Origin of the sequence: Halobaculum sp. EA56 (assembly GCF_051195075.1) — an archaeon.
GTDB lineage: Archaea > Halobacteriota > Halobacteria > Halobacteriales > Haloferacaceae > Halobaculum.
Map to the genome: position 1 here is coordinate 63,239 of NZ_JBNTJX010000005.1, position 23,588 is coordinate 86,826.

Annotated in this window: 16 protein-coding genes; 10 read left to right on the plus strand and 6 right to left on the minus strand. The window is 65.4% G+C overall.

Translation table 11 applies throughout. The features are described 5' to 3' along the window. Positions 1 to 23: 23 nt before the first annotated feature. From ACQUQ1_RS10180 to ACQUQ1_RS10195, 4 genes are all read right to left on the minus strand, one after another. Positions 24 to 1,787: a hypothetical protein gene (locus tag ACQUQ1_RS10180; protein WP_435064183.1), complete on the minus strand. Its 1,764-nt coding sequence runs from the start codon at positions 1,785 to 1,787 to the stop codon at positions 24 to 26. Positions 1,788 to 1,954: 167 nt separating this feature from the next. Further along, entirely contained in the window at positions 1,955 to 2,662 is a 708-nt protein-coding gene (locus ACQUQ1_RS10185; RefSeq protein WP_435064184.1) for a hypothetical protein, read from the minus strand. Between the two features lie 58 nt (positions 2,663 to 2,720). Continuing rightward, positions 2,721 to 3,926, minus strand: a complete 1,206-nt coding sequence (locus tag ACQUQ1_RS10190; RefSeq protein WP_435064185.1) for a hypothetical protein — start codon at positions 3,924 to 3,926, stop codon at positions 2,721 to 2,723. 151 nt (positions 3,927 to 4,077) lie between these two features. Then, a complete protein-coding gene (locus ACQUQ1_RS10195; RefSeq protein ID WP_435064186.1) occupies positions 4,078 to 4,695 on the minus strand; it encodes a transglutaminase domain-containing protein in 618 nt (205 codons plus the stop codon). A gap of 294 nt (positions 4,696 to 4,989) precedes the next feature. On the opposite strand from ACQUQ1_RS10195, the gene ACQUQ1_RS10200 reads away from it, so the two are divergent. The 5 genes from ACQUQ1_RS10200 (at position 4,990) to ACQUQ1_RS10220 (ending at position 14,843) form a co-directional block, all read left to right on the plus strand. Continuing rightward, positions 4,990 to 10,722: a hypothetical protein gene (locus ACQUQ1_RS10200; RefSeq protein WP_435064187.1), complete on the plus strand. Its 5,733-nt coding sequence runs from the start codon at positions 4,990 to 4,992 to the stop codon at positions 10,720 to 10,722. Positions 10,723 to 11,428: 706 nt separating this feature from the next. Then, positions 11,429 to 11,596 carry a hypothetical protein gene (locus ACQUQ1_RS10205; RefSeq protein WP_435064188.1) on the plus strand — a complete coding sequence of 56 codons (168 nt, stop codon included), beginning with the start codon at positions 11,429 to 11,431 and terminating at the stop codon, positions 11,594 to 11,596. Positions 11,597 to 11,779: 183 nt separating this feature from the next. Beyond that, positions 11,780 to 12,997, plus strand: coding sequence for a CaiB/BaiF CoA transferase family protein (locus ACQUQ1_RS10210; protein ID WP_435064189.1), 1,218 nt, complete (start codon positions 11,780 to 11,782; stop codon positions 12,995 to 12,997). Then, positions 12,998 to 14,095: a LeuA family protein gene (locus ACQUQ1_RS10215; protein WP_435064190.1), complete on the plus strand. Its 1,098-nt coding sequence runs from the start codon at positions 12,998 to 13,000 to the stop codon at positions 14,093 to 14,095. Between the two features lie 79 nt (positions 14,096 to 14,174). Continuing rightward, positions 14,175 to 14,843, plus strand: a complete 669-nt coding sequence (locus ACQUQ1_RS10220) for a helix-turn-helix domain-containing protein (protein ID WP_435064191.1) — start codon at positions 14,175 to 14,177, stop codon at positions 14,841 to 14,843. 263 nt (positions 14,844 to 15,106) lie between these two features. Here ACQUQ1_RS10220 and ACQUQ1_RS10225 read toward each other — a convergent pair whose 3' ends face one another. Further along, on the minus strand, positions 15,107 to 15,532 hold the full coding sequence (locus ACQUQ1_RS10225) for a CBS domain-containing protein (RefSeq protein ID WP_435064192.1): 426 nt from the start codon (positions 15,530 to 15,532) through the stop codon (positions 15,107 to 15,109). Between the two features lie 204 nt (positions 15,533 to 15,736). Here ACQUQ1_RS10225 and ACQUQ1_RS10230 point away from each other — a divergent pair, with 204 nt between their 5' ends. Further along, on the plus strand, positions 15,737 to 16,759 hold the full coding sequence (locus ACQUQ1_RS10230; protein ID WP_435064193.1) for an acetamidase/formamidase family protein: 1,023 nt from the start codon (positions 15,737 to 15,739) through the stop codon (positions 16,757 to 16,759). A gap of 33 nt (positions 16,760 to 16,792) precedes the next feature. Here ACQUQ1_RS10230 and ACQUQ1_RS10235 read toward each other — a convergent pair whose 3' ends face one another. Then, positions 16,793 to 17,509, minus strand: coding sequence for a hypothetical protein (locus ACQUQ1_RS10235; RefSeq protein ID WP_435064194.1), 717 nt, complete (start codon positions 17,507 to 17,509; stop codon positions 16,793 to 16,795). A 247-nt stretch (positions 17,510 to 17,756) separates the two neighbouring features. Between ACQUQ1_RS10235 and ACQUQ1_RS10240 the strand changes: the two genes are divergently transcribed. From ACQUQ1_RS10240 to ACQUQ1_RS10255, 4 genes are all read left to right on the plus strand, one after another. Beyond that, a complete protein-coding gene (locus ACQUQ1_RS10240) occupies positions 17,757 to 18,689 on the plus strand; it encodes a DMT family transporter (protein ID WP_435064195.1) in 933 nt (310 codons plus the stop codon). Between the two features lie 81 nt (positions 18,690 to 18,770). Next, complete coding sequence (locus tag ACQUQ1_RS10245; RefSeq protein WP_435064196.1) at positions 18,771 to 20,210, plus strand: glycerate kinase type-2 family protein; 1,440 nt, start codon at positions 18,771 to 18,773, stop codon at positions 20,208 to 20,210. Positions 20,211 to 20,291: 81 nt separating this feature from the next. Continuing rightward, a complete protein-coding gene (locus ACQUQ1_RS10250; protein WP_435064197.1) occupies positions 20,292 to 21,725 on the plus strand; it encodes an FAD-dependent oxidoreductase in 1,434 nt (477 codons plus the stop codon). 79 nt (positions 21,726 to 21,804) lie between these two features. Next, the gene (locus ACQUQ1_RS10255; RefSeq protein ID WP_435064198.1) at positions 21,805 to 23,568 is read left to right on the plus strand and encodes an acyl-CoA dehydrogenase family protein; all 1,764 of its coding nucleotides are present in this window, start codon (positions 21,805 to 21,807) and stop codon (positions 23,566 to 23,568) included. Positions 23,569 to 23,588: the final 20 nt, after the last annotated feature.

Below are 23,588 nucleotides of genomic sequence, written 5' to 3' on the forward strand. Positions count from 1 at the left end.
TCACAGGCTGCACACGGGGAGGATTATTCCTCACCGATGGACGGAGCCCTCGATTTATATAGTGATGTTAACAAGTGCGGCGCTTTCGTCCTGAAGCGCTCGGCGAGTGTCTCGATGAGACACTCGCTGCCGCCACACTGCGGTTCCACCAACTCACATAACGGACAGGTGAACGTGGGGAGCGAGTCGTATTGAGCTGGTGAGGAGCACTCGATGTCGAGTGTCGTCGCGGCTGCCCACAGTTCTGCGGGCGTCCACGACTCCAGTCGTTGGCCGATCGGCTCCTGTGTCAGTACTTCGTCCGCGATCTCTACAGCACGCTGGATATCAGAGGGTTCCGTGTTATCATGACTATCAGACGGCACCGATCCGGTCTTGAACGCGCGGAGCTCCCGGTCGGTCACTGTACCGTCTTTGTAGGCCGATTCGAGAGCATCACGGAGGTAGTCGCCATACGCATGGTATTGGCGCCACAGCGTGTTGAGAAACTCTTTCCCGACGAAATATCGATTCCAGAGTTCCTCGTAGGTTTCGATGCCGTCGGGGACATCCGGATGTGACTGGACGTCCTCAGTCGCGACGGCGTGGAAGTTCATTTGCCGCTGGTTGTCACCCTCGGACGGACGGAACACGACAGCACCGAACGAACCGTGCTGTTCGAACGCTTCGAGGATGATCTTCGGAAGCGGCTCGCCGTCCTGACTGATGTAGTCCGTGTCTTCGATCTCGTCTGAGGCTTCTGCAGGGATCGATAACAGGTGCGTCGGATTGTCGACCATCGTCGACGTCTCTGGGTCCTCAACGTCGACCCCATGGACAGCCTTCGAGAGCTTCCGGCGGAGTCTCAACGGATCCGTCGGAAGCTCATCAGCTGTTTGGAGGTCTTCGAGCGCTTTCAGCGTGGAGACGAACACGGCGTCGAGCCAATTCGGGGCGTACTCGTCGACAGTCGACCCGAGTTCTGCACGGAGGTCGTCATCGCGTACCTTTGGGCGGTGTGAGAGAAGGTATTCCTCGTACTCCGCCTCCGTAACATAATACCGCCCTCCGGGCTCAGTTTCAGCGATCAATGCATCGAGACTGAGCGGGTCGACGTCGATATCGGTAACTCGCAGATCGTCGTGAGTAGCATCCGGACCGAGGGGTGCGATCGGATTCGGGATATCCAGAGTTACTTTCGCGACCGCTTCCGCGATCGGTCGCCGCTGGGAGAGCTGATCTAACGGAAGTCCGTTCCGCTTGCGCTGGTGGTGACTCGGGTCACTCTCACTGTCTTCAGCAACGCTTGCTAGTGCGTACGTATAGAGCGGATTTACGTACAGGTTCGCGCGAGTCTCGAGGTCGACCGTTTTCGCTCCGGTCGCGATATCGAGCTGTTCGTCGACCTGTCGCTCGAGGACGACACGGAGGTCGCTTTCATCGCCATCGTAATACCGCTCCATCGCGTTCTGACCGTATTCCGACTGAAAGATCTCCTCGATACTGGTGAAAAACGGCGTGTCACCGAACACGACCGACAGGATCTGGATCTTGTCGACGGCTTCCTGGAACGGCTTGGCGACTCGATCGATCTCTTGAGCGGTCAACCAAATGTCTTGGATCCGAAGAATACTCGGTCCCTCGTCAGCCCCATCGGCTTCGAGCAGTTCGAAAAACAACTCGATCGCTGCGATGCGAAGCTGGGCGCATGAATGGACCAACGCGACGTCCCATTCCCCGTGCATGAACTCTTCACGAGAGACGAACGCGTGGATGATCGTCATTTGTACCGGGTCATCTGCCGGCACGTACACGCGAAGCGTGTTCGTTGTGTAATCCGCTAGCGCCTGCAGTTGCTCATCGTCTTGTTCGTCAATTAGTAGATTGGAAAACGAATCCCAGAACGCTTTGAATTGGTCATCAGTAATCGTCCGATCGGGAGGGTGATCAGTCATGGCTACCGTGGGCTGAGAGGTTATTCGTCGTCCGACGTCGTTGTTTGAGTGAGGTGGTCCGCGGCCGCCCGGAGGTCGGCTGGGTCTAGATCGAACTCGTCGATGAGCCGCTCGAGGAGTTCGATGACCTCATCATCAGGTGCCCGCAGTTCCCCATCGGATTCGTCACCGTCCCCGGTGTCTGAGTCCTCGTCTGGACGCGTCGACCGGAGCCCATTTGCAGGCTTGGGCTGGGGTCCGGTGTCAGTCTGAGCCGAGTTTGATTGATGGTCTGCACCGGAATGACTCGCTACGGATGCTGTACTCCCACGGTCGCGATACTGTGACCGGCTTGCCTCAGTAGTAGACTCGCCATTCGAGCCCTTCTCGCCCTCGTGGGCCTCATCGAGCCCGCTCTTTGCGATTGAACGAGGAGCGGAGAGTGGCCCGCCTATCCGACCCTCTAGTCCGTCATCGAGGGCTGCCAGAAGTTGTTCACGGACCACATCAGGGTCACTCTCTGCAGGGAGGTGGGGCTCGAGATCGACGTTGTCGAGCAATCCCTCAGCTGCAGATCGGATCTCCGATGGAGTCGGCGCCCCCCGGCTGATCTTCCTCGAACCGAAGGTGTATTTTACAACGTAATCCGCCTGGCCCTCGTCGACGTCGTGTGTGTCGAGGATACGCCTCCACGCATCCTCCACGGTATTGACGTCCGCCGTTTCGGTCATGGAATCGTTCGTCGTCATCGTTGGATGGCTCTTGTGAGTTGGATCAGTGTCGTCCGTGTGTTTCGTTCGGGTCATCCTACCGGTGGTACGCCGCTACAATTCGTACGAGCTGTTCGTCCTCGTGTACCGTCGCATCGTATTCCAGCCACGGACCCTCAGGCATCGTGCTACTGTCCGGGTCGTAGCTCTCCGTCTCATCGGAGGTCAAATGCTTGCGGGCCCTGTCTACGGCGGACACTTCACCCCCCTCCGAATAGTTCTCGTACAGTGAGGTGGCGAGCGCCCCGATGAGTTCCTCCTCGAGTGCGTCCTCCAGATGCTCGATGTTAATCGGTTCGACGTGACGGTATTCGATATCGACCAGTACGGCGAACTCGCTGTACCCACCGAGTCGCCCGAATGCCAGGTAGTCCGCGTACGGGAAGTCATCGACCCAGTCAGCCGAGTTGTCCTCGGGCTTGCCCCACTTGCGGATGGAGATTCGAACCTCGGGATCGAGCCGGTCGTTCACCCGCTCGACGTACTCGCTGAAGACACCGTACAGCCAGGCCTTCCGTGAATCGACGGCGTCATCTTCGACCGAGGAATCAGGGTCGTTAGCTTGCTTGTGAGCACTGGCCTGGTATTTGATGATCGCCTCGATCTCCGGATCGTTGCTGATTTTGAACAGCCCCGGCCCGACGTACTTGAGCATCGACTCGTGAACTTCGAACGGATTCGATGACTCATCACCGAACGGCGTCACGTCGGCCATGATCGCGGCTTTTTCGAGCTTCTGTCTGTGTGGATCGAAGTTGTTGTAACTCCAGTCGGGATCGACGCGTTTGATGAACGACAGGCGTTCGAAGATCTCCTGTCCGGTATCCAGGTCGTCAGTGAGTTGATTGATGACCTCGACAGTCTTGGGACTGAGGATAGCTCCGAGTTCGGCATCGTAGTATTGGTCGGCGTCCGGTTCCACTTGGACGAAACCCATGCCCCCCAAATATTGCCCATCACGTGTAATTCCTGTGACCTTCTCGGGAGCGTCGCTGGCCCATCTTAGCGTTTCCCGGATTTCTTCATCAGCGACCTCATCAGGGATCTCAGTCGGACGACTGGCAGCCTCGTTTTCGATCGGCGAGTCCTGCGTCTCGTTCGGGTCCGCTTCGTATCCCTCCTCACTGCTATCGGAGGTGTCCGAAGCCGTATCCCGCTCTTGCGGAGAGTCCGCCGGTGGGCTTTCGGTTCCCTCTCCTGTGTCATCGTCCCCCGTCGGGGGGATGTCGGTTTCATCGCACATGGGACGTGATGGGGGTTCGGGCGTTCATGTGTTGTCCACGCGGCAGTACACGGGAGGGGACAGTCGTTCTAGTGTACAACACCGGCTTGAGGAAACGAATTATACTGACAGAGATTGAAGACATAAATACGTTGTGTACGTCCTCTAGATCTCACTGTACTGGCCGAAAGCACACGAGGTCGATATTCTCATTCCATTGTACACCCGCTTCCGTTACCCGATACAGTTCGCCACGGTCGACTCCGACAGGGAGCGGACTCGTCGGATCGATTAGTAGCCACGCTGTTTCTCGATCGACGTCCCACGAGATCGGGGTGCGATCGAACACGCGCGATTTCGAGCGGAGACTTGCAGTGATGTCTTCCCGTGCTCGTTCAGTATCGGTCGGTAGCGTTTCGATCACACAGTGTCCGACAGTTCGTCCATGCCTGTGGTAACAGCAGTACCGCGTCTCGTACCCAGCTGCTTCAAGCAGTGACGCCAGTAATACTGACTGGTCAACACAGTCGCCCGCCGTCGTGTTCTCCAACAAATTGTCCGTCCCCTGCGGAAAGATCCCGGTTCGATCGTAGGTGATCGAGTACTTGACATACTGCCCGAGCGCCACAACGTGATTGATGCCGTTCGGTCCGGAGGGAATATCAGATAACAACTCCTCAGCGACAGAGGTGAGCAACTCGGGTGCCTGAAACTGACAATAGAGTGAACGCCGCCGAGGAGACATGTAATCCGTCCCTTTTCGCACAGTGATTTCGATCGGGTCACTCATTGTGTTCACCCCGCGCAGTCGCCATGTGACGGACACGCGCAAGCATGGGAGGCTGATTATCGTCTAAGCGCATCGCTCAGGAGTTACGGAGCCATCCAGGTAGCTTTCTTTTCCACGGATCGGATGACCACTAGGTTCTTGTCGAGGAACTATGCCGGCGCCGGCAGACACAGTAGTATTTATATTTTTTCCTCAGAGTCTATCTGTTCACTACAGCAATGGGTGATCGATTCAATGTCTTCGATATGGCTGACCGGCGTACAGATGGGCGAATGACGGCTTCTTCAAGAACACATGAGCATTGAGTACTCAGAGGACCTCCATCGGCGAATTCAGCAAGCGGCGGGCCATCCGATCTCAGATAGCCGATATCGCCAGGAGAAGGCCACGGTACTGACTGAGGCAATCTCTCATCCATATGCTGCAGCTAGGGCCGCTCCGTCGATCGTCGCGATGTTGATTCAGGCGTCACAAACGACGCCCGCGGTGCAGATGTTTTCGGATCCCAACGCGGTGAGCATTGAAACCGTTCAAAAACGGTCGGTCGACGCACTCGAAAGTATTGCTGAAGCCCAGCCGGCGGCACTTGCGAATGAGCCGTCTATTGAACGACTCATACAAGTGCATGGCAATGCCGGCGAAGCGATCGCCGAAGACGTCCTCTCGATCCTTGGGAACGTTGCTGGAAGCGCTGATGCCGGCACTATTCGACACCACGTCCTTCCGGAGTGTGAGTCGACGATCGCGAACGCAGAGTGGCCCGACAACGAGGCCAAACGGTTTCTTACAACGATCGCACAGATCCTCGCAGACGAACCACCTGTTGTTGAACCGTTTGTAGCGCTACTAGAGAAGACAGCCGCCGCTGATTCGCCGTCCGCGACTGCGGCCGCAGCCCAGGCTGCCGGGCTAGCGTTACATGACTCGGCTGTCGCCTCCGAGTCGCTGCTTTCACTGTTAGAGTCAGGTGCAGCTGACACTGATCCAGTCGTCTTAGAGGGTGTATCACGCGGTGCGGCACTCGCACTGTCAAATGAGAATGAAGAGATACGGCAGTCTGCAGCGTCGATTCTGAATAGACTCGGTTCGTCGTCAGCGTCGCCGACCCGTGCAGCTGTGCCGACCGGGATCCGCCAAGCGATCGCGTGTGATCAAGCGGTGGAGATCGACCCGCTATACGAGTTCGTCAGCCAGGCCTTGGAGGACGATGCCGATGACGTTCAAACAGCGGCTGTTGAGGCTGCAGCCGCGGCCGTCTCGACGTCTGAGGGGGAGTCCGTCGATCAATTTGCCGAGTTGATTGAGACGGCGGTCATCGAACGTGAAGGGAAACCGCGGGCCACAGCAGTCACTGCGCTCCGTGAATCACCGGTGTTAGAGGCACTCGCGTCTGCCACCTCTCGCGATAAAACACAGATCACTGAAGCAGTCGAGCGCTCGCTTGTCTCGCAACCGGAGGTAACACTCCCCGAATCAGCGAATCGGCCCCGGCTGTTGAACGCGTCCAATTTCGAGATCGAGGAACCCACCGACGATGATGAAGACACCGACGCCGACGAGGATCTCTCTGAACTCTCCGAGGAAGATCTCGAAGAACGGGGCAAAGAGATCGCCGACGAAGAGGTCCCAGACATGGCGACCTCGTTGTTCGAATCAGCTGATTCTCCGGAACGCAAAATCATTGTTCTGCATGCAGTCAGAGAGTGGTTCGAATCCGAATCGCCGGAGTCACTGTCGTCTGCTGCGCCCTGGCAGACGGTGTTGAGTGGGTGGAACAATTCCGAGTCCGAGATCCAGGCGGCTGCGCTAACTGCGTCGACGGCCGCAATCAGTGGGGGACATATTCAGTGGGAAACCGGCGCCCCACTGTACCGTCAAGCCTGGAGTTCCATCGATCCATCTCTCCGAGAAGTCACGCTGCAACAGATCGGGACACTACTCAACAGGTCTTGTATCACGTGGGAGACGGCTCGCGAATGGATCGACCCTGCTGTCGAGGACTCGAGCATGAACATTTGGAAAGAGGGTCTGAACGCCATCGGAGATGGACTCCAGAGTGGCGAGATCTCCGTTGCTGATGCGTTACCGTACATCGAGGCTTCTCAATCCAGTGCATCGGATATCGTCGTGGGCTACGGCGTCCTCGCACTCGCACGTGGAATCCAGGGTGGATCGGTTGACCCGGACCAGGTCCGACCACTTCTCGAATCCGCAGTCGACTCCGGAGCGAAATCGCTTGCCACGGCGATGACTGCGACGGTTGGAAAGTTGCTATCGGATTCTGACATCACGTGGGAGCAAGCTCAACCGATCCTCCTGAACGCATACGAGGACGAACGGGATGACGTTGCTGAGAGAGCGATGAAAGGGATCGGCAACGCATTGGATGCCGAAGCTATCGAATGGTCGGAGGTTGAATCCCTAATTCTTTCAACGCGAGATACCTCAAAGCAAGCGGTCACAGAGGCGGCTGTCCTCGCCGTTGCCTTCGCGATGCGCCGAGGCTTGGTTTCCTGGGAGACAGTCAGTGAGTATGTAGAATTTGCTCGCGATAGTGGCGTGGAAGACATAACCCACAATGCCTTCCGCGTCGTTGAAATCGGTCTTCATGAAGACGAGCTGAGCTGGTCGCAGGTCGAGCCGTTCATGACCGACGCGCTCAATTCGGACACCGACAACGTCGCTGACGAGGCTGTTCAGGTTATTACTAGAGGCATCAGCGAGGAGTTCCTCTCGTGGTCGGAGGTTTCCGAGTTCCTTCAGGTAGCTGCAGCTGACCAGCGGGAAGAAGTCGTCAATTCGGCCGTTCAAGCCGCGTATATGACTGCTCTGGGGCCTGAGTCGGCATTTGATTGGTCCGAGATTCGATCACTACTCAAAAAGGCCCTCCAGATCGAGTCGGATGACGTTCGGATCAAGTGTATCAAAACCGCGGGTGCTGCGATGCAAGAGCAGTCACCCGAGTGGCAAACGGTGAAAGCGTTTATTGACTCCGTTTCAGTGCCGGAGACAGAGCGAGGGCTCTCGGAAGTAATGCGAGCGGTCACGACTGGGCTCAAGGAACAAGATGCGCAGTGGGAAGAGGTCGAGCCATATCTCACTCGCGGCCTTCATTCCGGACGGAAGTCAGTCGCTATTACGTCAGTCCAGTATGTCCAACAAGTAATCATTCAGAAAGCGGTCGAATGGGATGAAATCGCCGAGTTCCTTGCCGACGCGCGGACACATGAGTTCACGGAATGTATCGAGGAATCTGTTGCGTGCGTCGGTGCAGCGCTCCAACACGAGGTGATTGACTGGGACACGGCAGCGGAACCGCTTGAGGTAGCCCGTTCGTCAAGTCATGATTCTATTGCGACAGAGTCGATTCGTGCAGTACGTGTCGGCCTCACTCGAGAGCGGATCGCTTGGGGAGAGGCCCGGTCCTTCCTGGTATCGTCGTTGCAGACGACTCCGGAGACGGTATTCGACTCGATTCTCCGGACCCCGATCGCAGCGTATCTTCAGGATATTCTCGAGTGGCAGCAGGTGGTGGATCTGTTCGAGGAAGTCGTGTCAACGCATGGTGTCGAACCTACCGTAACGGCCATTGAGTGGCTGGGCCGGATGCTCAGTGAGGATAAACTCTCCTGGGATCAGGCTGAGCAGGTTATGCGATCTGCAGCAGACTCGTCGGCGGAATCGGTCCAGTTCGAGCTTGCAAAGGCTACTGGAGCGGCGCTTGCGAACGGAGCGCCGTGGTCTCAGGCGGGGCCGGTTATTGAGCAACGGTTTGATTCGGGGACACCTGCAGTTAAGTCGAGAGTTCTCAGTGCCCTCTCGGCCGCACTCTACCGAGAAGAGATCTCGTGGGAGTCGGTCGCCGATATCTTCACGAGTGCGCTTGCCAGTGAGAACGACGACGTCGTCGCAACCGCGTTAGAAGGGCTCCGTCGGCCAGTGTCCGCAGACGCACTCGCGTGGGCGGACATTGCTGATGAGCTTCCCTCCTTTGAGTCTACATCGGGCGACGTTTCAGAGCGGCTGCTGGGGGTCGTGTATCATAGTATTTTCAATGGTCAGGCGGATTGGGCGGAGGTCGAGGGAATAGTGGAATCGGCGCTCCAGTCCGGCTCCGAGGAGAGCGCTATCAGGGCTATCGAGACTGCCGGAGCAGGATTACAACAAGGCAACGTCGAGTGGGTCGACGCCGAGTGGTTACTCAGCGAGGCCTGCAAGTCTCATCGGGAACCCGTCGCTCGCGAAGCGTTGCGGGCAGTTCGTGTGTCGCTTTCTCATGAGGTGCTCGACTGGGGGCAAGCCAGGAATATTCTCGCCTGTGGTGTCGAAAGTGAACACAGTGCTGTCGTATTCAAGACAACGTCCGCGATCCAGAAAGCGCTCGAAAGGGATATCGCGACCTGGGATGACGCCAAGCCCCTCTTGGAGCGAGCACGGACAACTGAGAGTCCCGAGGGGGGCACTGATGGAACGCGTGGAGCACTCGAGTGTGCAGCCCTTGCGACACGACACGTCCCATCGGCGTGGGATGATATCCAGGCGTTCCTGATGACCTCGTTGACAGGGGACACCCAAGAAATCCAGTCAGCGGTGGTTGAACACGTCTGTAATCGACTTTCCGACGGCAGTCTCCGCTGGGATCAAGCCGAGCCTCTCCTTCGGACGGCCCGAGACGAGTGTCCCGTAGAAACAGCAGTCGAGGTGTATAACGCCTTGTTCCACCTCGTCATGAGTGGGCACATTCGCTGGAATTACATCCGCGAATTCGTCACCGCTGGCGTCCGTGCGGACACTGTAGACGTTTCAGTTGCGGCGACAGAAGTAGTCGGCGGTGCCCTTCAGGAGGGAACCGTTCGGTGGGAAGAGGCCAAAGAACTTCTCGAAACCGCCCGAGACAGCGGCGTGGAGCCGTTGGTGGCCGAGTCGCTCAGAGCGATCTCTGCTGCCCTCGACCACAACCGGATCGCCTGGAGCGATGCGAAACCGTTCATCCTGTCACTCGGGCTGCCTGCGTCTCCTAAACCTGCTGAAAAGCTGGTGAGCCTGTGGCAGGCCTCTCCGGCGATCGGCGGAGAAGATATTGATACTGTTCAGGCACATCTTACGGCGATTCGTCGGTGTGACGCTGACGCCTCCCTGGAACTCGCTTCTGCGTTACGGTTCTTCATTACAAACGGCCTGGCCACCCCAACGGATGTCCAGTCGCTCGCGACGGACCTCCTTTCGTCGCCGGACCCGTTCGTCAGGATTCGACTGCTCGGTGCGATAGACACGTACGCTGACTCAATTGAGGGGGAATTCGAGGCGATCGAACTGCTTGAAACTGGACTGACCGATAGCGAGGTCGGTCTGCAGGACATCAGTCTCGGAATTCTCGGTTCTCTCGTTACTGCTGGCGCCATTGACAGCCGGACCCTACGTACGATGTTAGAGACAGCTCTTGCCGATGATGAACCCGCTGTTCAGACGCGTGCAGTGGAGATCATCGAGACAGCTATCGAATACGAACGGTGTGAGCCAGCGCTCCTTCGGGAGTTACTTCGGCGTGTTGTTTCCGATGCAACGGCCGGGACCGATGCCCGAATCACAGCGCTCGATACTGTTGTCGAACACGCCGAATGGCTTGGCTTCGGCGAAGACATCTACGACCTGTTGATTACGACGACTTCCACTGAGAGTACCACGGTCCGCGAACGGAGCCTGGAACTCATTGCGCAGCTGTTGGCGTCGGCGGAGTCTGTTTCTCCGGGTCTTACAGCGTCGCTTGAGTCGTTATTGTGGGAGCGACTCTCAACCGGTGTCGATGAGACTCGTCGGGCGGCTGCACATGCCCTGGCCCGCTTATACCGGTTAACGGACGTCTCCATCCCCGAATCGTCACTCAACGGGCTTCGGGAGGCAATCACAGAATATCAATACCCGGCACCAGTCCGTGTCACATTGGTAGCGTTATTGCTTAATTCAGACCAGACTACCCAGTCATCTCGGGAAACGATCGGGGGACTTGGACGGTTCGATATCGGGTGATTCATCGTTCGTTCCTCCGCTATCGCTGAATGAGGCGAACCGTCGCTACAGCGTGAACACCCCCGGGGATGTCCGCAATTCGCATCCGCTGGTGCTGAGCCGGAACCGATAGAGTTCGGAAACTCACGACACCTCACGATTAGAATGTGGGGTAATCAGAGACGCGGACAACCCGGGTAACTGACGATGAAAGAGCATGCAGACGTGCCAGGGGGCCCGGGGTACTCAACACTGAAGGAACACAACCCGAACTCGACGGGAGTTCAGGACGGGATCGGGGGTTCTCCGGACGTGGATGACACGTCGGACATTGCGGAGATCTGGGTTATGCGGGTGGAACCCGCCGGGATCGTAACGGGAACGTCTCCGTATTCCACCACCTCCGGGATCTGCGCCGGAGGCGGCTAAGGGTACCTCAAGGAGGATCACACGCCGACGCGGCCGCCCGAGCGGCGTGAGGAGATTCCGAAGCTTCGGCGGTCATTGAAGCCGGCCGCCCGCGGGGTCGGTGACGCAAACGCCTCTCTCATGGAAAGCGGAGCAAGGTAAACGGGCAGCCGCAAAAGTCGAACTCGGGGCATTCGCCGAGTCAGAGGGGTTGTGTATCACCACCGTCCTGTACTCTCGTGAGAGTAGTTCGTCGAGTTGCACCCTCGCTTGCGGACTGTGTGAAGCCCTCGGCGGCGACAACCCGAACGGACACCCGATGCAGAAGATGCTCGACCACTCGTGGGAGGCGATACCCGACACCGAACGGGAGGTCGTCCTCGGCGATGTCGAGGCTCGGCTTCGGGACGGTCTGTACGCGGCTACCGAACAGGAGCTGTATGCCGATCGCAGTCGTCTCCGTATCGAGGCACACCGGACGGGGTGAGCGCACGCCCGACCGGGATGCCGGGAGGGGCGGGTCCCCGTCGGAATTCCGATATGGGTGAGCCCCCGTCGGACCGGCGTTCCCGCGCGTCGTGAGGCGACCATCGACGGGGGTATTTGAACCACCTACACTAGTCGGAACAACGGTTTTTCGTCGGTCACGGGAAACGGACGTCACCCTCAGATGAACTCACGGCAACGACAGGGTCCGCTGGACGGCCTGCGCGTCATCGACATGTCGGGGATGATCAGCGGCGCGTTCGCCACGACGATGATGGGCGACTTCGGCGCCGACGTGGTGATGATCGAGCACCCGGAGGCGGGCGACCCCATCAGGGAGTGGCCGATCAAGACCGACGACGGCGTCTCGCTGGCGTGGAAGTCGCTCGGGCGGAACAAGCGGTGCGTCACGCTGGATCTCGGGTCGGACCGCGGTCGGGACCTCGCGCTGGACCTCATCGAGGACGCGGACGTCGTCTTCGAGAACTTCCGGCCGGGCACGATGGAACGGTGGGACCTCGGCCCCGAGGACGTCCACGCCGTGAACGAGCGCGCGATCATGGTTCGGCTCTCGGGGTACGGCCAGACCGGCCCGAGATCACGGAAGCCGGGGTTCGGCACGGTCGCCGAGGGCGTCTCCGGTTGGGCACACGCGAACGGCTTTCCCGACCGGGAGCCGCTGTTGCCCCCGATCAGCCTCGCCGACCTGACGGCGGCACAGTTCGCGCTGCAGGCGACGCTGATGGCGATCTTCGAGCGCGACGTGGGGCGCGGCGGCAGCGGGGAGGGACAGGTGATCGACGTCTCGCTGACGGAGCCGCTGTGGCGGCTCTTCTTCGGCGAGGTGGAGGCGTACGACTACGAGGGACACGTCCGCGAGCGCACGGGCAACCGCCACCCCAGCACCGCCCCGCGCAATATCTACGAGACCGCGGACGGCTACATGACGATGTCGGCGTCCAACCAGAAGATCTTCGAGCGCGTGGCCGAGGCGATCGACCGCCCGGACCTGATCGACGATCCCCGGTTCGAGGACAACGAAGCCCGCGTGGACAACGTCGAGGCGCTCGACGCCGAGATCGAGGCGTGGACCCGGCAGCGTCCCACCGAGGAGGCCATCGAGGTCCTGGAGGCGAACGACGCGATCGTCGGTCCGGTCTACGACATGAGCGACATTCGCGAGGACGAGCAGTTCCGCGCCCGGGGGAACTTCCGTACCGTCCACGACGACGACGTCGGCGAGATCGAGACGTTCGCGCCGGTCCCGAAGTTCTCGCGGACGCCCGGCGACGTCGAGTTCCTCGGCCCCCGACACGGCGAGCACAACGTCGAGGTGTACGTCGACGAGCTCGGCCTGTCGCCGGAGGAGCTGGCGGAGCTCGAAGCGGAGGGGGTCGTGTAGATGCGACTGAGCGACGTGACGCTACGCGAGGGGGACCAGATGCCAGGGCGGGAGTTCACGGCCGCCGACAAGGTCGAGTGTGCGCGCGTCCTCGATGACCTCGGCGTGCCGTACATCCAGCCCGCCTTCCCCGCGACCGGCGAGAAGGACCGGCGCGTCCTCCGGGAGCTGGCGGGAACGACCGACGCGGACATCGTCGCGTTAGCACGCGCGCTCGAAGGCGACGTCGACGCCGCCGTCGACGCCGGCGCGGACGTGGTCGAGACGTTCGTTCCCGTCTCCGATCTCCAGTTGACCCATCTGCTCGGGACGACCCGCGAGGACATGCTGTCGATGGTCGGCGGGGCCGTCGACCACGCCCGCGACCGCGGTGCGCGCGTCCACGTCACGCTGGCGGACGCGTTCCGGACCGACACCGACGACCTGATCGAGGTGATCGAGCGGGTCCCGGAGGCGGAGTGCGTCACGCTGGCCGACACCGTCGGGGCGCGCACCCCCGCGTCCGTCCTCGACAGGCTCGACCGGATCGACGGACACGTGAAGCGGTCGCGGGTGGGTGTCCACTTCCACGACGACCTGGGCTGTGCGACCGCCAACGCGCTCGCCGCGGCCCGGGCCGGGGTCGGGAAAGCCGACGTCAGCGTCGGCGGGCTCGGGGAGCGGGCCGGAAACAGCCCCCTCGAGGAGGTGGTCGTCGCCGCGGCAGTCGACACCGGCGCCGAACTGGGGATCGAGACGGACGGGTTGATCCCGGCGTGCCGGGACGTGCTCGACACGCTCGGCGAGGGGTACGACGAGCGGAAGCCGGTTCTCGGGGCGGGAGTCAGCGAACACGAGTCGGGGATCCACACCGCCGCGATGCTGTCGGAGCCGGCGGCGATGGAGGCGTACGATCCCGGGCGGTTCGGCGGGGAGCGCCGGTTGATCTTCGGCACCCAGACCGGGGTCGGCGCGGCCCGTCAGCTGCTGGAGCGGGCCGGTCACGACCCCGACGAGACGGCGGTCGACACGCTCCTCGACCGACTGGCCGCGGAGGGACCCCTCTCGCGGGAGGAGGCGATCGCGCTCGCGGCGGAGGTGGGCGAACGCCCGTCCTGAACCCCGTTCTCGAAGACGTGTCAGTTCGGCTGGGGAAGACTATTGCCAGTCGACGCCCACTGGACGGAGACGACCGTCCATGTTTCAGGCAGAGATCCACCTCCGGCAACACAAGGAGTGCGTGATCACCCACATCGCCGAGACGTTCGACAGCCCCTTCGAGGTCGCGATCGAGGAGCTCCACGACGAACTCGTCACGTTCGTCATGGAGTTCGAGCGGCCCGTCGAGGAGGTGGAGACCGTCCTCGCCGACTGGGACCAGGTGAAGCATTTCGAGGAGTTGAGTGCCGGGAACTACCTCGTCACCAAGACCTCCTGCGGCGCGTACTCGGCCGTCGACAGAAATCACGGCGTCCTCCGTCGGCGGAACGTGATCGGCTCCGCTCGGCGGGTGTACACGGTGCTGTTCTTTCGCCGGCAGGACCTCCGCGCCATGATCGACGACTTCTCCGAGATCGGCACGGTCACGCTCGGCAAGGTGGGGCGGGTCGGCGAGTCGGACGTCCGGTTGACGGATCGGCAACGGGAGGTGGTTGCGGCCGCCCTGGACCGTGGCTACTTCGAGTGGCCGCGCGAGATCACGAGCGAGGAACTGGCCGAGGAGATGGACATCAGTCGGACGACGATGCTGGAACACCTGCGCAAGGCCGAGTCGAAACTGCTGTCCGACGCGCTCGAATCGACTACCGGGGGCCAGCGCCCGCCCCGACCCGCGGAGCCGGAGTCGCCTCCGACCGAGCCGGGGTGACCGTTCCGTCGAGCCGGCGTATGAGTTATCGAGACAGCGATTCGTTCTACACGCCGGTATCGGACCGACGAGGTGTCGAACTCGACGGGGACCGCTTCGGACCACCCCCGTCGAGGTACGAACGGGGGCGAGTTCCGCGGGCTCGCCGCCCTCGTGGGCGTGCGGGACGGCGATTCCGACTCGGGGCGGTCGGCCCCGCACCGAATCCGGCGTCCCGTTCCGCCCCGGGTCGCTTCGGCTCCCGGGTCACTTCGGCTCCCGTGTCACTTCGGCTCCCACTCGTCCGCCATCGCGTCCAACTGATGGGCCTCCTTGATGAAGTCGCTGTAGTGAGCGACGACGTCGCTGCGCGTGAGGATGCCCGCGAGTTCCGTGCCGTCGACGACGGGGAGCTTCTTCACGTCGTTGTCGAGCATCGTCCGGACGGCCGCGCGGACCGTCGCGTCCCCGCGGGTCGTGACCAGCGGGTGGCTCGCGACCCGCGGGATCGGGATCGCATCGAGCGGGTCGCCGGTGGCGACGCCGGCGCGCAACACGTCCGTCTCGGTGAGGACTGCGACCGGGTTCCCGTCCCTCGTGATCAGGACGCTCCCGATCCCCTCCGCGAGCATCCGCTCGGCCGCCGTCCCCACCGTCTCGTCCGCCTCGCAGGTGACGACCTCGCGCGTCATCAGCTCTCGAACGAGCATACCCCCCTACCCGCGGACCCGACCCAAGTAACTGTCCCCCTTCCCCCCTCCAGGCGGGGCGCGTCCGCGGGGCTGAGGGGACCGCCGACCTCGGGACTCGTGCGCCCCCGGACCACGCCGGTAGCGGGGGCCGGCCGGTCGGCCGCGCGGCGGCGACCGGTCACGCGAGTCACCGTTATATCCCTCGGGGCGCGACGTGGACCCGTGTCGAACCGCCGTTTCGCCGTCGACGACCCCCCGGAGCCCGACCACGGACTCGACGAGTCCGAGCGGACCCTCCACTACGCGTGGGACAGCGGGATCGAACCCGCCCTCACGGTCGACCCCGGCAGCGTCGTCGAGTTCGCCTGCCGGGACGCCTACGACCGCCAGCTCACCCCGCCCGCGACCGTCGAGAAGCTCCGCGCCGTCGACACCGGGGGCCACCCGCTCACCGGTCCAGTCGCAGTGGCGGGCGCGAGGCCCGGCGACACGCTCCGGGTCGACCTGCTCGCGTTCGAGCACGAGGGATGGGGCGTCTCGGCCGTCCCGCCGGGCGAGCGCGAGGGCGGCCTCCTCCCCGAGGACTTCCGCGAGGCGCACGTCCGCGAGTGGGACCTGGACGCGCGGCGCGACGGGACGCCGGTCGCGACGTTCGCCGACGACGACGCGCCCGACGTGTCGGTGCCGGTCCGGCCCTTCCCGGGGAACCTCGGGGTCGCGCCCGGGGCGGACGGCCCCCACAGCACCATGCCGCCGCGTCGCGTCGGCGGGAACGTCGACGTGAAACACCTCACCGCGGGGTCGACGCTGTACCTCCCCGTGGAGGCCGCGGGCGCGCTGTTCTCCGTCGGCGACTGCCACGCCGCCCAGGGCGACGGCGAGGTGTGTCTCACGGGCATCGAGGCGCCGATGTCGGTGACGGCGCGCCTGGACCTCGCCGACCGCGACGTCGACGGCCCCGAGTTCGAGACGACCGGGCCGTTCACGGCCGCGGGCCGCGACGAACCGACGTACGCCACGAGCGGCATCGCGCCGGACCTGATGGACGCGACGAAGGGGGCGATCCGGTCGATGATCGCCCACCTCCACGACCGTCGCGGGTTCTCGCGGCCGGACGCGTACGTCCTGTGTTCGGCGGCCGTCGACCTGAAGATCAATCAGGTGGTCGACGCGCCCAACTGGACCGTCTCGGCGTATCTGCCCGAGTCGGTGCTGTCCGCCCCCGACGGCCGGGGCGGGGGCTGACCGCCGCAGGCCGGGCGGCCGCCCGTTCGTCGGTCAGAACCCGCCGTAGCGGAGGTACACCATGTCCGCGACGAGCAGGAGCTGGAACGCGCCCTGAACGAGCCCGAGCTTCGCGTTCTGTCGCCCGATCGCGGCGATCACCGACGCGTCCGGGTCCGGCGAGACCATCTCCCGGTACATCCGGAGTTCGCCGGGCAGGAGGAAGCCGAACCCCTGCACCGACAGGACCGTGACGACCCCGAGCGCGACCGCGATCACGGGCGTCGTCATCCGGAACGATCCGACCGTCGCCGCGACCCACGCGAGCGACCCCACGGTCGCCACGGCGAAGACCGCCTGCCAGCGTCGGTCGCCGAAGACGTCCATCCGCCAGCCGAACAGCAGCAGCACCGGGATCAGGTTCGCCGCCGTGAACAGCGCGAGCCACGGCCCCGCGTGCGGGAACGCGCCGATGCGCCGCGCGAGGGTGATCCCCGCTGCGATGGTCACGAACGCCAGCGACGGGAGCAGGAACGCCGTCTTCGGTGTGAGCCGCTCGAAGACGGCGGCGCTCTGCTCGTCGTCGAGGCCGCCGACGACCGGGCCGAGCACGGCCCCGATGAACAGGTCGATCCCCGTCCAGAGGACGCCGGCCATGACGTGCACGTACGTGTGAACCTGCAGGGACGCGACCGTGACCGCGTAGCCGAGCGCGACCAGCGGGACCGGGACGGCCGCCGCCGCGAACGCGGGGTTCCCTCGCCGAGCCATGCCTGCGACGACGCTGCGAACCGAGGTAGTCGACATCCACCCGTCGTTGTGAAAATGAGATACCAAAAACATGTGTGACGGATCGGATGACGACGGGCGGAACAACCGACGGCGTCGACAGGTCCCGACCCTGCGGGCCGCGGCCCCGTTCCGCTCCGGTCCGGCCCCCTCCGGCCGACCGGCCGTCCCGTCGAACCGACCCGGAGCGAGCCGAAACCTTCAGACGCTCGCATCGCACACCGCCACTGTGAGCCGATTCCGATCCCCCGCGCTCTTTCTGGTTCTCGCGGCCGTGTGGGGCGCGGCGTTCATGGCGATCAACGCCGGCCTGGAGTTCTTCCCGCCGGTCCTGTTCGCCGCCCTCCGGTACGACGTCGCCGGCGTGGTGATGCTCGCGTACGCCGCCTACGCGACCGACGCCGCCCTCCCGCGCGGGCGGGCCCAGTGGACCGAGGTCGCCATCGGGGCCGTCCTCCTGATCGCCGCCTACCACGTGTTCCTGTTCGTCGGGCAGTCGGACCCGACGGTGACGAGCGCGGCCGCCGCCGTCGTCGTCAGCCTGAGCCCCGTCCTCACGACGGGGTTCGCGCGGCTCTTCCTCCCGAGCGAGCGCCTGACCGCCCTCGGCGTCGTCGGGCTCGTGCTGGGGCTCGTCGGCGTGGCCGTCCTCTCGGAGCTCGACCCCGCGAACCTCCTCGCCGGCGGCACGGTCCCCAAGCTGCTCATCCTCGCGGCCGCCGCGGCGTTCGCGCTCGGCAGCGTGCTCGCGCGCCGCGTCGACTCGGACCTCCCGATCGAGACGATGGAGGCGTGGTCGATGCTGCTCGGGGCGCTCGTGATGCACGCCGCCTCCGTCGCGCTCGGGGAGTCCGTCGCGAGCGTCGTCCTCTCCGGGGAGGCGCTGCTGGCGCTCGCGTACCTCTCGCTGGCGGCGAGCGCGGCGGGATTCCTGATCTACTTCGACCTGCTCGACCGCCTCGGCCCCGTCGAGATCAACTTCGTGAGCTACGTCGCGCCGGTGTTCGCGGCGCTGTCGGGGTGGGCCTTCCTGAACGAGGTACCGAGCGAGGCCACCGCCGTGGGCTTCCTCCTGATCGTCGCCGGGTTCGTCCTCCTCAAGCGCCGGGCGCTCGCGCGGGAGGTCGGCCGCCTCGGGACCGGAGCGACGGACGCGGAGTAGCGCCGGGCGGGGACGGACCCCCCGCCGGGACCACCGCCCGCCGCCGGTGCAGTTATTTCCCTGACGGATGGTTGCTCCCGTATGGCGAACGAGGAGGGACCGCCGATCGCGGTCGAACGGGACGGGTGCGGCGGCGATCCGGCCGGGGGCGACGCCGACGGACCCGCCGTCGGGACCGCGCTCGCGTGTCTGCGGGCGGGCGTCGCGGCCGCGCTCCCGGAGACGGTCGTCGCGGAGGGCGTCGCACTCGACGGCGACGTGCTCCGCGTCGGCGACGGCCGCTACGACCTCCGCGAGTACGACGAGGTCCTCGTCGTCGGCGGGGGGAAGGCCACGGAGGGCGTGGCGGCGGCCCTGGAGTCGCTGCTGGGCGACCGGATCGACGCCGGCGCCGTCGTGACGCCCGAGTCGACCGGGAAGACCGACGCCGACGGCGACGGCAACGGGTCCGGCGGCGACCGACGCGTCGAACGGATCCGCGGCGGCCACCCCGTGCCGACGGCCGGGAGCGTCGCCGGCGGCGACAGGGTGCTGGAGCTGGCCGAGCGGGCCGACGGGAACACGCTCGTCCTCGCGGCGATCACCGGCGGGGGCAGCGCGCTGCTCTCGGCGCCCGCCGACGGCGTGGACCTCGACGACCTCCGGACGACGACGGACGCGCTGCTGGAGGCCGGCGCCGACATCGGCGAGATCAACGCCGTGCGAAAGCACCTCTCGCGCGTGAAGGGCGGCGGCCTCGCGCGGGCGGCCGCGCCGGCGCGGGTCGTCGGAATCGTCCTCAGCGACGTGGTCGGCGACGACCTCGGAGTGATCGCCAGCGGCCCCACCGCGCCCGACGACACGACCTTCGGCGACGCGCTCGGGGTCCTCGACCGCTACGGCCTCGGCGACGCCGTCCCCGCGGCCGTCCACGACCGGCTGGAGCACGGCGCGTCCGGCGAGGTGCCGGAGACGCCCGCAAGCGACGCCGACGCGTTCGCCCGCGTCGACAACCGCGTGCTCGCCGACGGGCTGACCGCGGTCCGCGCGGCCGCGGACGCCGCGACGGAGCGGGGGTACGGGACGCTCGTCCTGTCGAGCCGACTCCGCGGCGAGGCGGCCGACTGCGGCGTCACCCACGCGGCCGTCGCCGAGGAGGTCGTCGCCTCGGGCCACCCGGTGGAGCCGCCGGCGGTCGTGCTCTCGGGCGGCGAGACGACCGTGACCGTCGCCGGCGCCGGCGACGGCGGGCCGAACCTCGAGTGCGCGCTGGCGGCCGCCGTCGAGTTCGCGGCCCCCCGCTCGCCGCTGGCGGGGCGCGAGTGCGCCCTCCTCGCGGCCGACACCGACGGCCTCGACGGGAGCACCGCCTACGCCGGGGCGGTCGTCACCCCCGACACCGTCACGGACGCCGGAGCCGCCCGCGGGACGCTCGCCGACAACGACGCGCTCGGCTTCCTCGAGGGGACGGGCGCGCTCGTGCGGACCGGGCCTACCGGGACCAACGTGAACGACCTCCGGGTGCTCGTCGTGGAGGAGTGAGCGGGGGGCCGCGGCCGCGGCGTGGCGCGCGCCGGACACGTCGCCGATAGCGGTAAGACGGAGGCCCCGGGAGTCCACCTCATGACGGACCCGGTAGTCGTGATCGGCGGCGACGCGGCGGGGCTGAGCGCGGCGAGCAAACTGTCGCGCGAGGACCCCGACCGCGAGGTGATCGTCTTCGAGCGCGGCGAGTGGGTGTCCTACGCCCACTGCGGCATCCCCTACTACGTGAAGGGCGAGGTGGACTCGCTCACGGACATGCTGTCGCTGTCGCCCCCGGAGATCGAGGGCCGCGGCATCGACCTCCGGCGCGAGCACGAGGTGCTCGCGGTCGACGCCGACGCCGAGAGGGTCCGTGTGCGCGGCCCCGACGGCGAGTTCGACCAGCCCTACGGCGAGGTGCTGGTTGCCACCGGCGCCCGGCCGGTGTCGGATCCGATCCCCGGGAGCGACCTCGACGGCGCGTTCACGGTCCACGGGCTGGACTCCGCCGCGTCGCTGCGCGCGGCGCTCACCCCGCCCGAGGCGTTCTCGGTCGACGCCCTCGGCGGCGGGGAGTTCGTCGACCGCGAGGCCGCCGAGCGCTACGGTGCGATGACGCCGCCCGAGACCGCCGCGATCGTCGGCGGGGGGTACGTCGGCGTCGAGATGGCGGAGGCGCTGGCCGCCCACGACCTCGACGTCCACCTCTTCCAGCGGCCGGAGACGCTGTTGCCCCCGTTCGGCGAGGCGGTCGGCAGCGAGGTGGCCGGGACCCTGCGCGAACAGGGGGTGACCCTCCACCTCGGGACCGAGGTCGAGCGGCTCGTCGGGAGCGACGGCCGGGTCTCCGGGCTCCGCTGCGGCGACGGGACGGAGCTGTCGGTCGGGCTCGCGGTGGTGGGGATCGGCGTCCGCCCGAACGTGGAGGTGGTGCGCGACACCCCCGTCGCGCTCGGCGACTCGGGCGCGATCGCCGTCGACGAGTACGGCGAGACGAGCGTCGATGGCGTGTACGCCGCCGGCGACTGCGCCGAGGCCCGCCACGTCGTCACCGGCGAGCCGACGTGGGTCCCCCTCGGGCTCACTGCGAACAGGGCGGGGCGGGCCATCGGGCGGACGCTGGCCGGGGATCCCACGCCCGTCGGCGGCGTCGCCGGGACGGCCGTCGTGAAGGCGTCCGACCTGGAGTGCGGTCGGACGGGGCTCACGGACCTCGACGAGGCGCGCGAGGCGGGGTTCGACCCCGTCGCCGAGACGATCACCGCCGGCTCGCGCTCGGGCTACTACCCGGGCGCCGCCGACACGACCGTCCGGCTGGTCGCCGACCGGGGGAGCGGCCGTCTGCTGGGCGGCAGCATCGTCGGAACCGACCGCGCGGCCGTCCGGATCGACACGGTCGCGACCGCGCTGGAGGGCGGGCTCGCCGTCGACGAGATGGAGCGCCTCGATCTGGCGTACGCGCCGCCGTTCAGCCCGGTGTGGGACCCCGTCCTCGTCGCGGCGAAGGTGCTGAACGGCTCGCTCGGGGAGTGAGGTACCGGCGGGGGCGGTCTGTCGCGACCACTTCACGACCACGCCAACCTTGATGCCCGCACGCACGAGTTCACGGGGCATGTCAACTGGCCCCATCCAGTACGGCCGGCTCGACGCCGGCCGCGAGTGCAACTACTGGCGCCTCGACCCCACCCTCCGGGCGGCCGCGGCGCGCGCCTACCCGGACGGGGAGTTCGAGTGGGCCGAGCCGCTGCTCGACGAGTTCGGCCGCGAGTGCGGCCACGGCATCGCCGAGCGCTCCGACCGTATCGACCGCCACCCGCCGCAGCTCCGCACCTACGACGCCGACGGCGAGGTGGCGAACGAGGTGGAGTACCACCCCGACCAGTTCGAGACCGAGCGGGTCGTGTACGGCGACTTCCGGCTGACCCACGACGCGTTCCACGCGCCCCCGGGTCGGGAGGAGCCGGCGAGCCTCACGCACACGCTGACGATGCAGTCCCTGCTGTCGTACTGCGACGTCGGGTTCTGCTGTCCGGCGTCGATGACGACCGGCGCCGCCGTCGTGTTGGCGGACGCCGAGCACGACTGCGACGGGTACTTCGAGCGCCTCACGAGCGCCGACCCGGACGAGCACATCGAGGGCGCGATGTTCCTCACCGAGAAGCAGGGCGGCAGCGACGTGGGCGCCAACGAGGTCCGCGCGGAGCCGGCCGGCGACGGCACCTACGAGCTGTACGGCGAGAAGTGGTTCTGCTCGAACGTCGACGCGCAGGGGGCGCTCGTGTTGGCCCGGACCCCGGACGCGCCCGAGGGGACCGAGGGCCTGTCGCTGTTCCTCGTCCCGCGGGAGGTCGACGGCGGTCTGAACGACGCGCTGTTCCGCCGGTTGAAGGACAAGCTCGGGACGCTGTCGGTGCCGACCGGCGAGGTGGAGTACCGCGGCGCGACGGGCTACCTGGTCGGGGACGAGGGCGACGGCTTCCGGCTGATGGCCGAGATGATGAACTACGAGCGGCTGACGAACGCGACGGGCGCGGTCGGCGTGATGGGGCGGGCGCTGCTGGAGGCGAAGGTCCACGCGGCGAACCGGGAGGCGTTCGGGAAGCGCCTGGAGGAGCACGCGCTGATGCGGCGCGACCTCGCGGAGCTGACCGTCGAGTACGAGGGCGCCGCGGCCTTCGCGTTCGAGGCGGCCCGGTGGTACGACGAGTGGAAGCGCCGGGGCGGCGGCGAGGAGGCGTTCAAGCTGATGCGGCTGCTCGTCCCGGTCGCGAAGTACCGGACGGCCCGCGACTCCGTCGACATCGCGTCCTACTGCATGGAGATCCGCGGCGGCGACGGCTACGTGCGCGAGCACACCACCCCGCGGCTCCTGCGGGACGCGCAGGTGCTCCCGATCTGGGAGGGCGCCTCGAACGTCATCTCGCTGGACGTGCCCAGGGTGCTGGAGCGCGAACGCGCCCACGAGGCGTTCCTCCCCCACGTCACCGACCTGCTGGCGGTCGACTCCGGTCGGCTCGCCGGCCTCGCGGACGAGGTGGAGGACGCCTTCACGGAGCTGCAGGCCGCCCTCGCGACGCTCGCGGGCGAGGACGCAGGGTACGCGCAGTACCACGCGAAGGAGCTCGCGGACCTGATCTACGACGTGACGACCGCCGCGCTGCTGGTCGACCGCGCGGCCGACGCGCTCGCGACGGACGGGGACGCCCGGATCGGGCTCGTCGCCGCGGCGTTCGTCGACGAGCACCTCCGCTCGGCCGACGCCCGCGGCATCACGTCGGGGGAGGCGGTCCTCGACGAACACTTCGACGCCCTGGCGCGGTACGCGCCGGCCGACCCCGCGGCCCTCGACGGGCCGGCGGTTCCCGCCGGCGACTGACCGCGCCCGGCGCCCGAGGG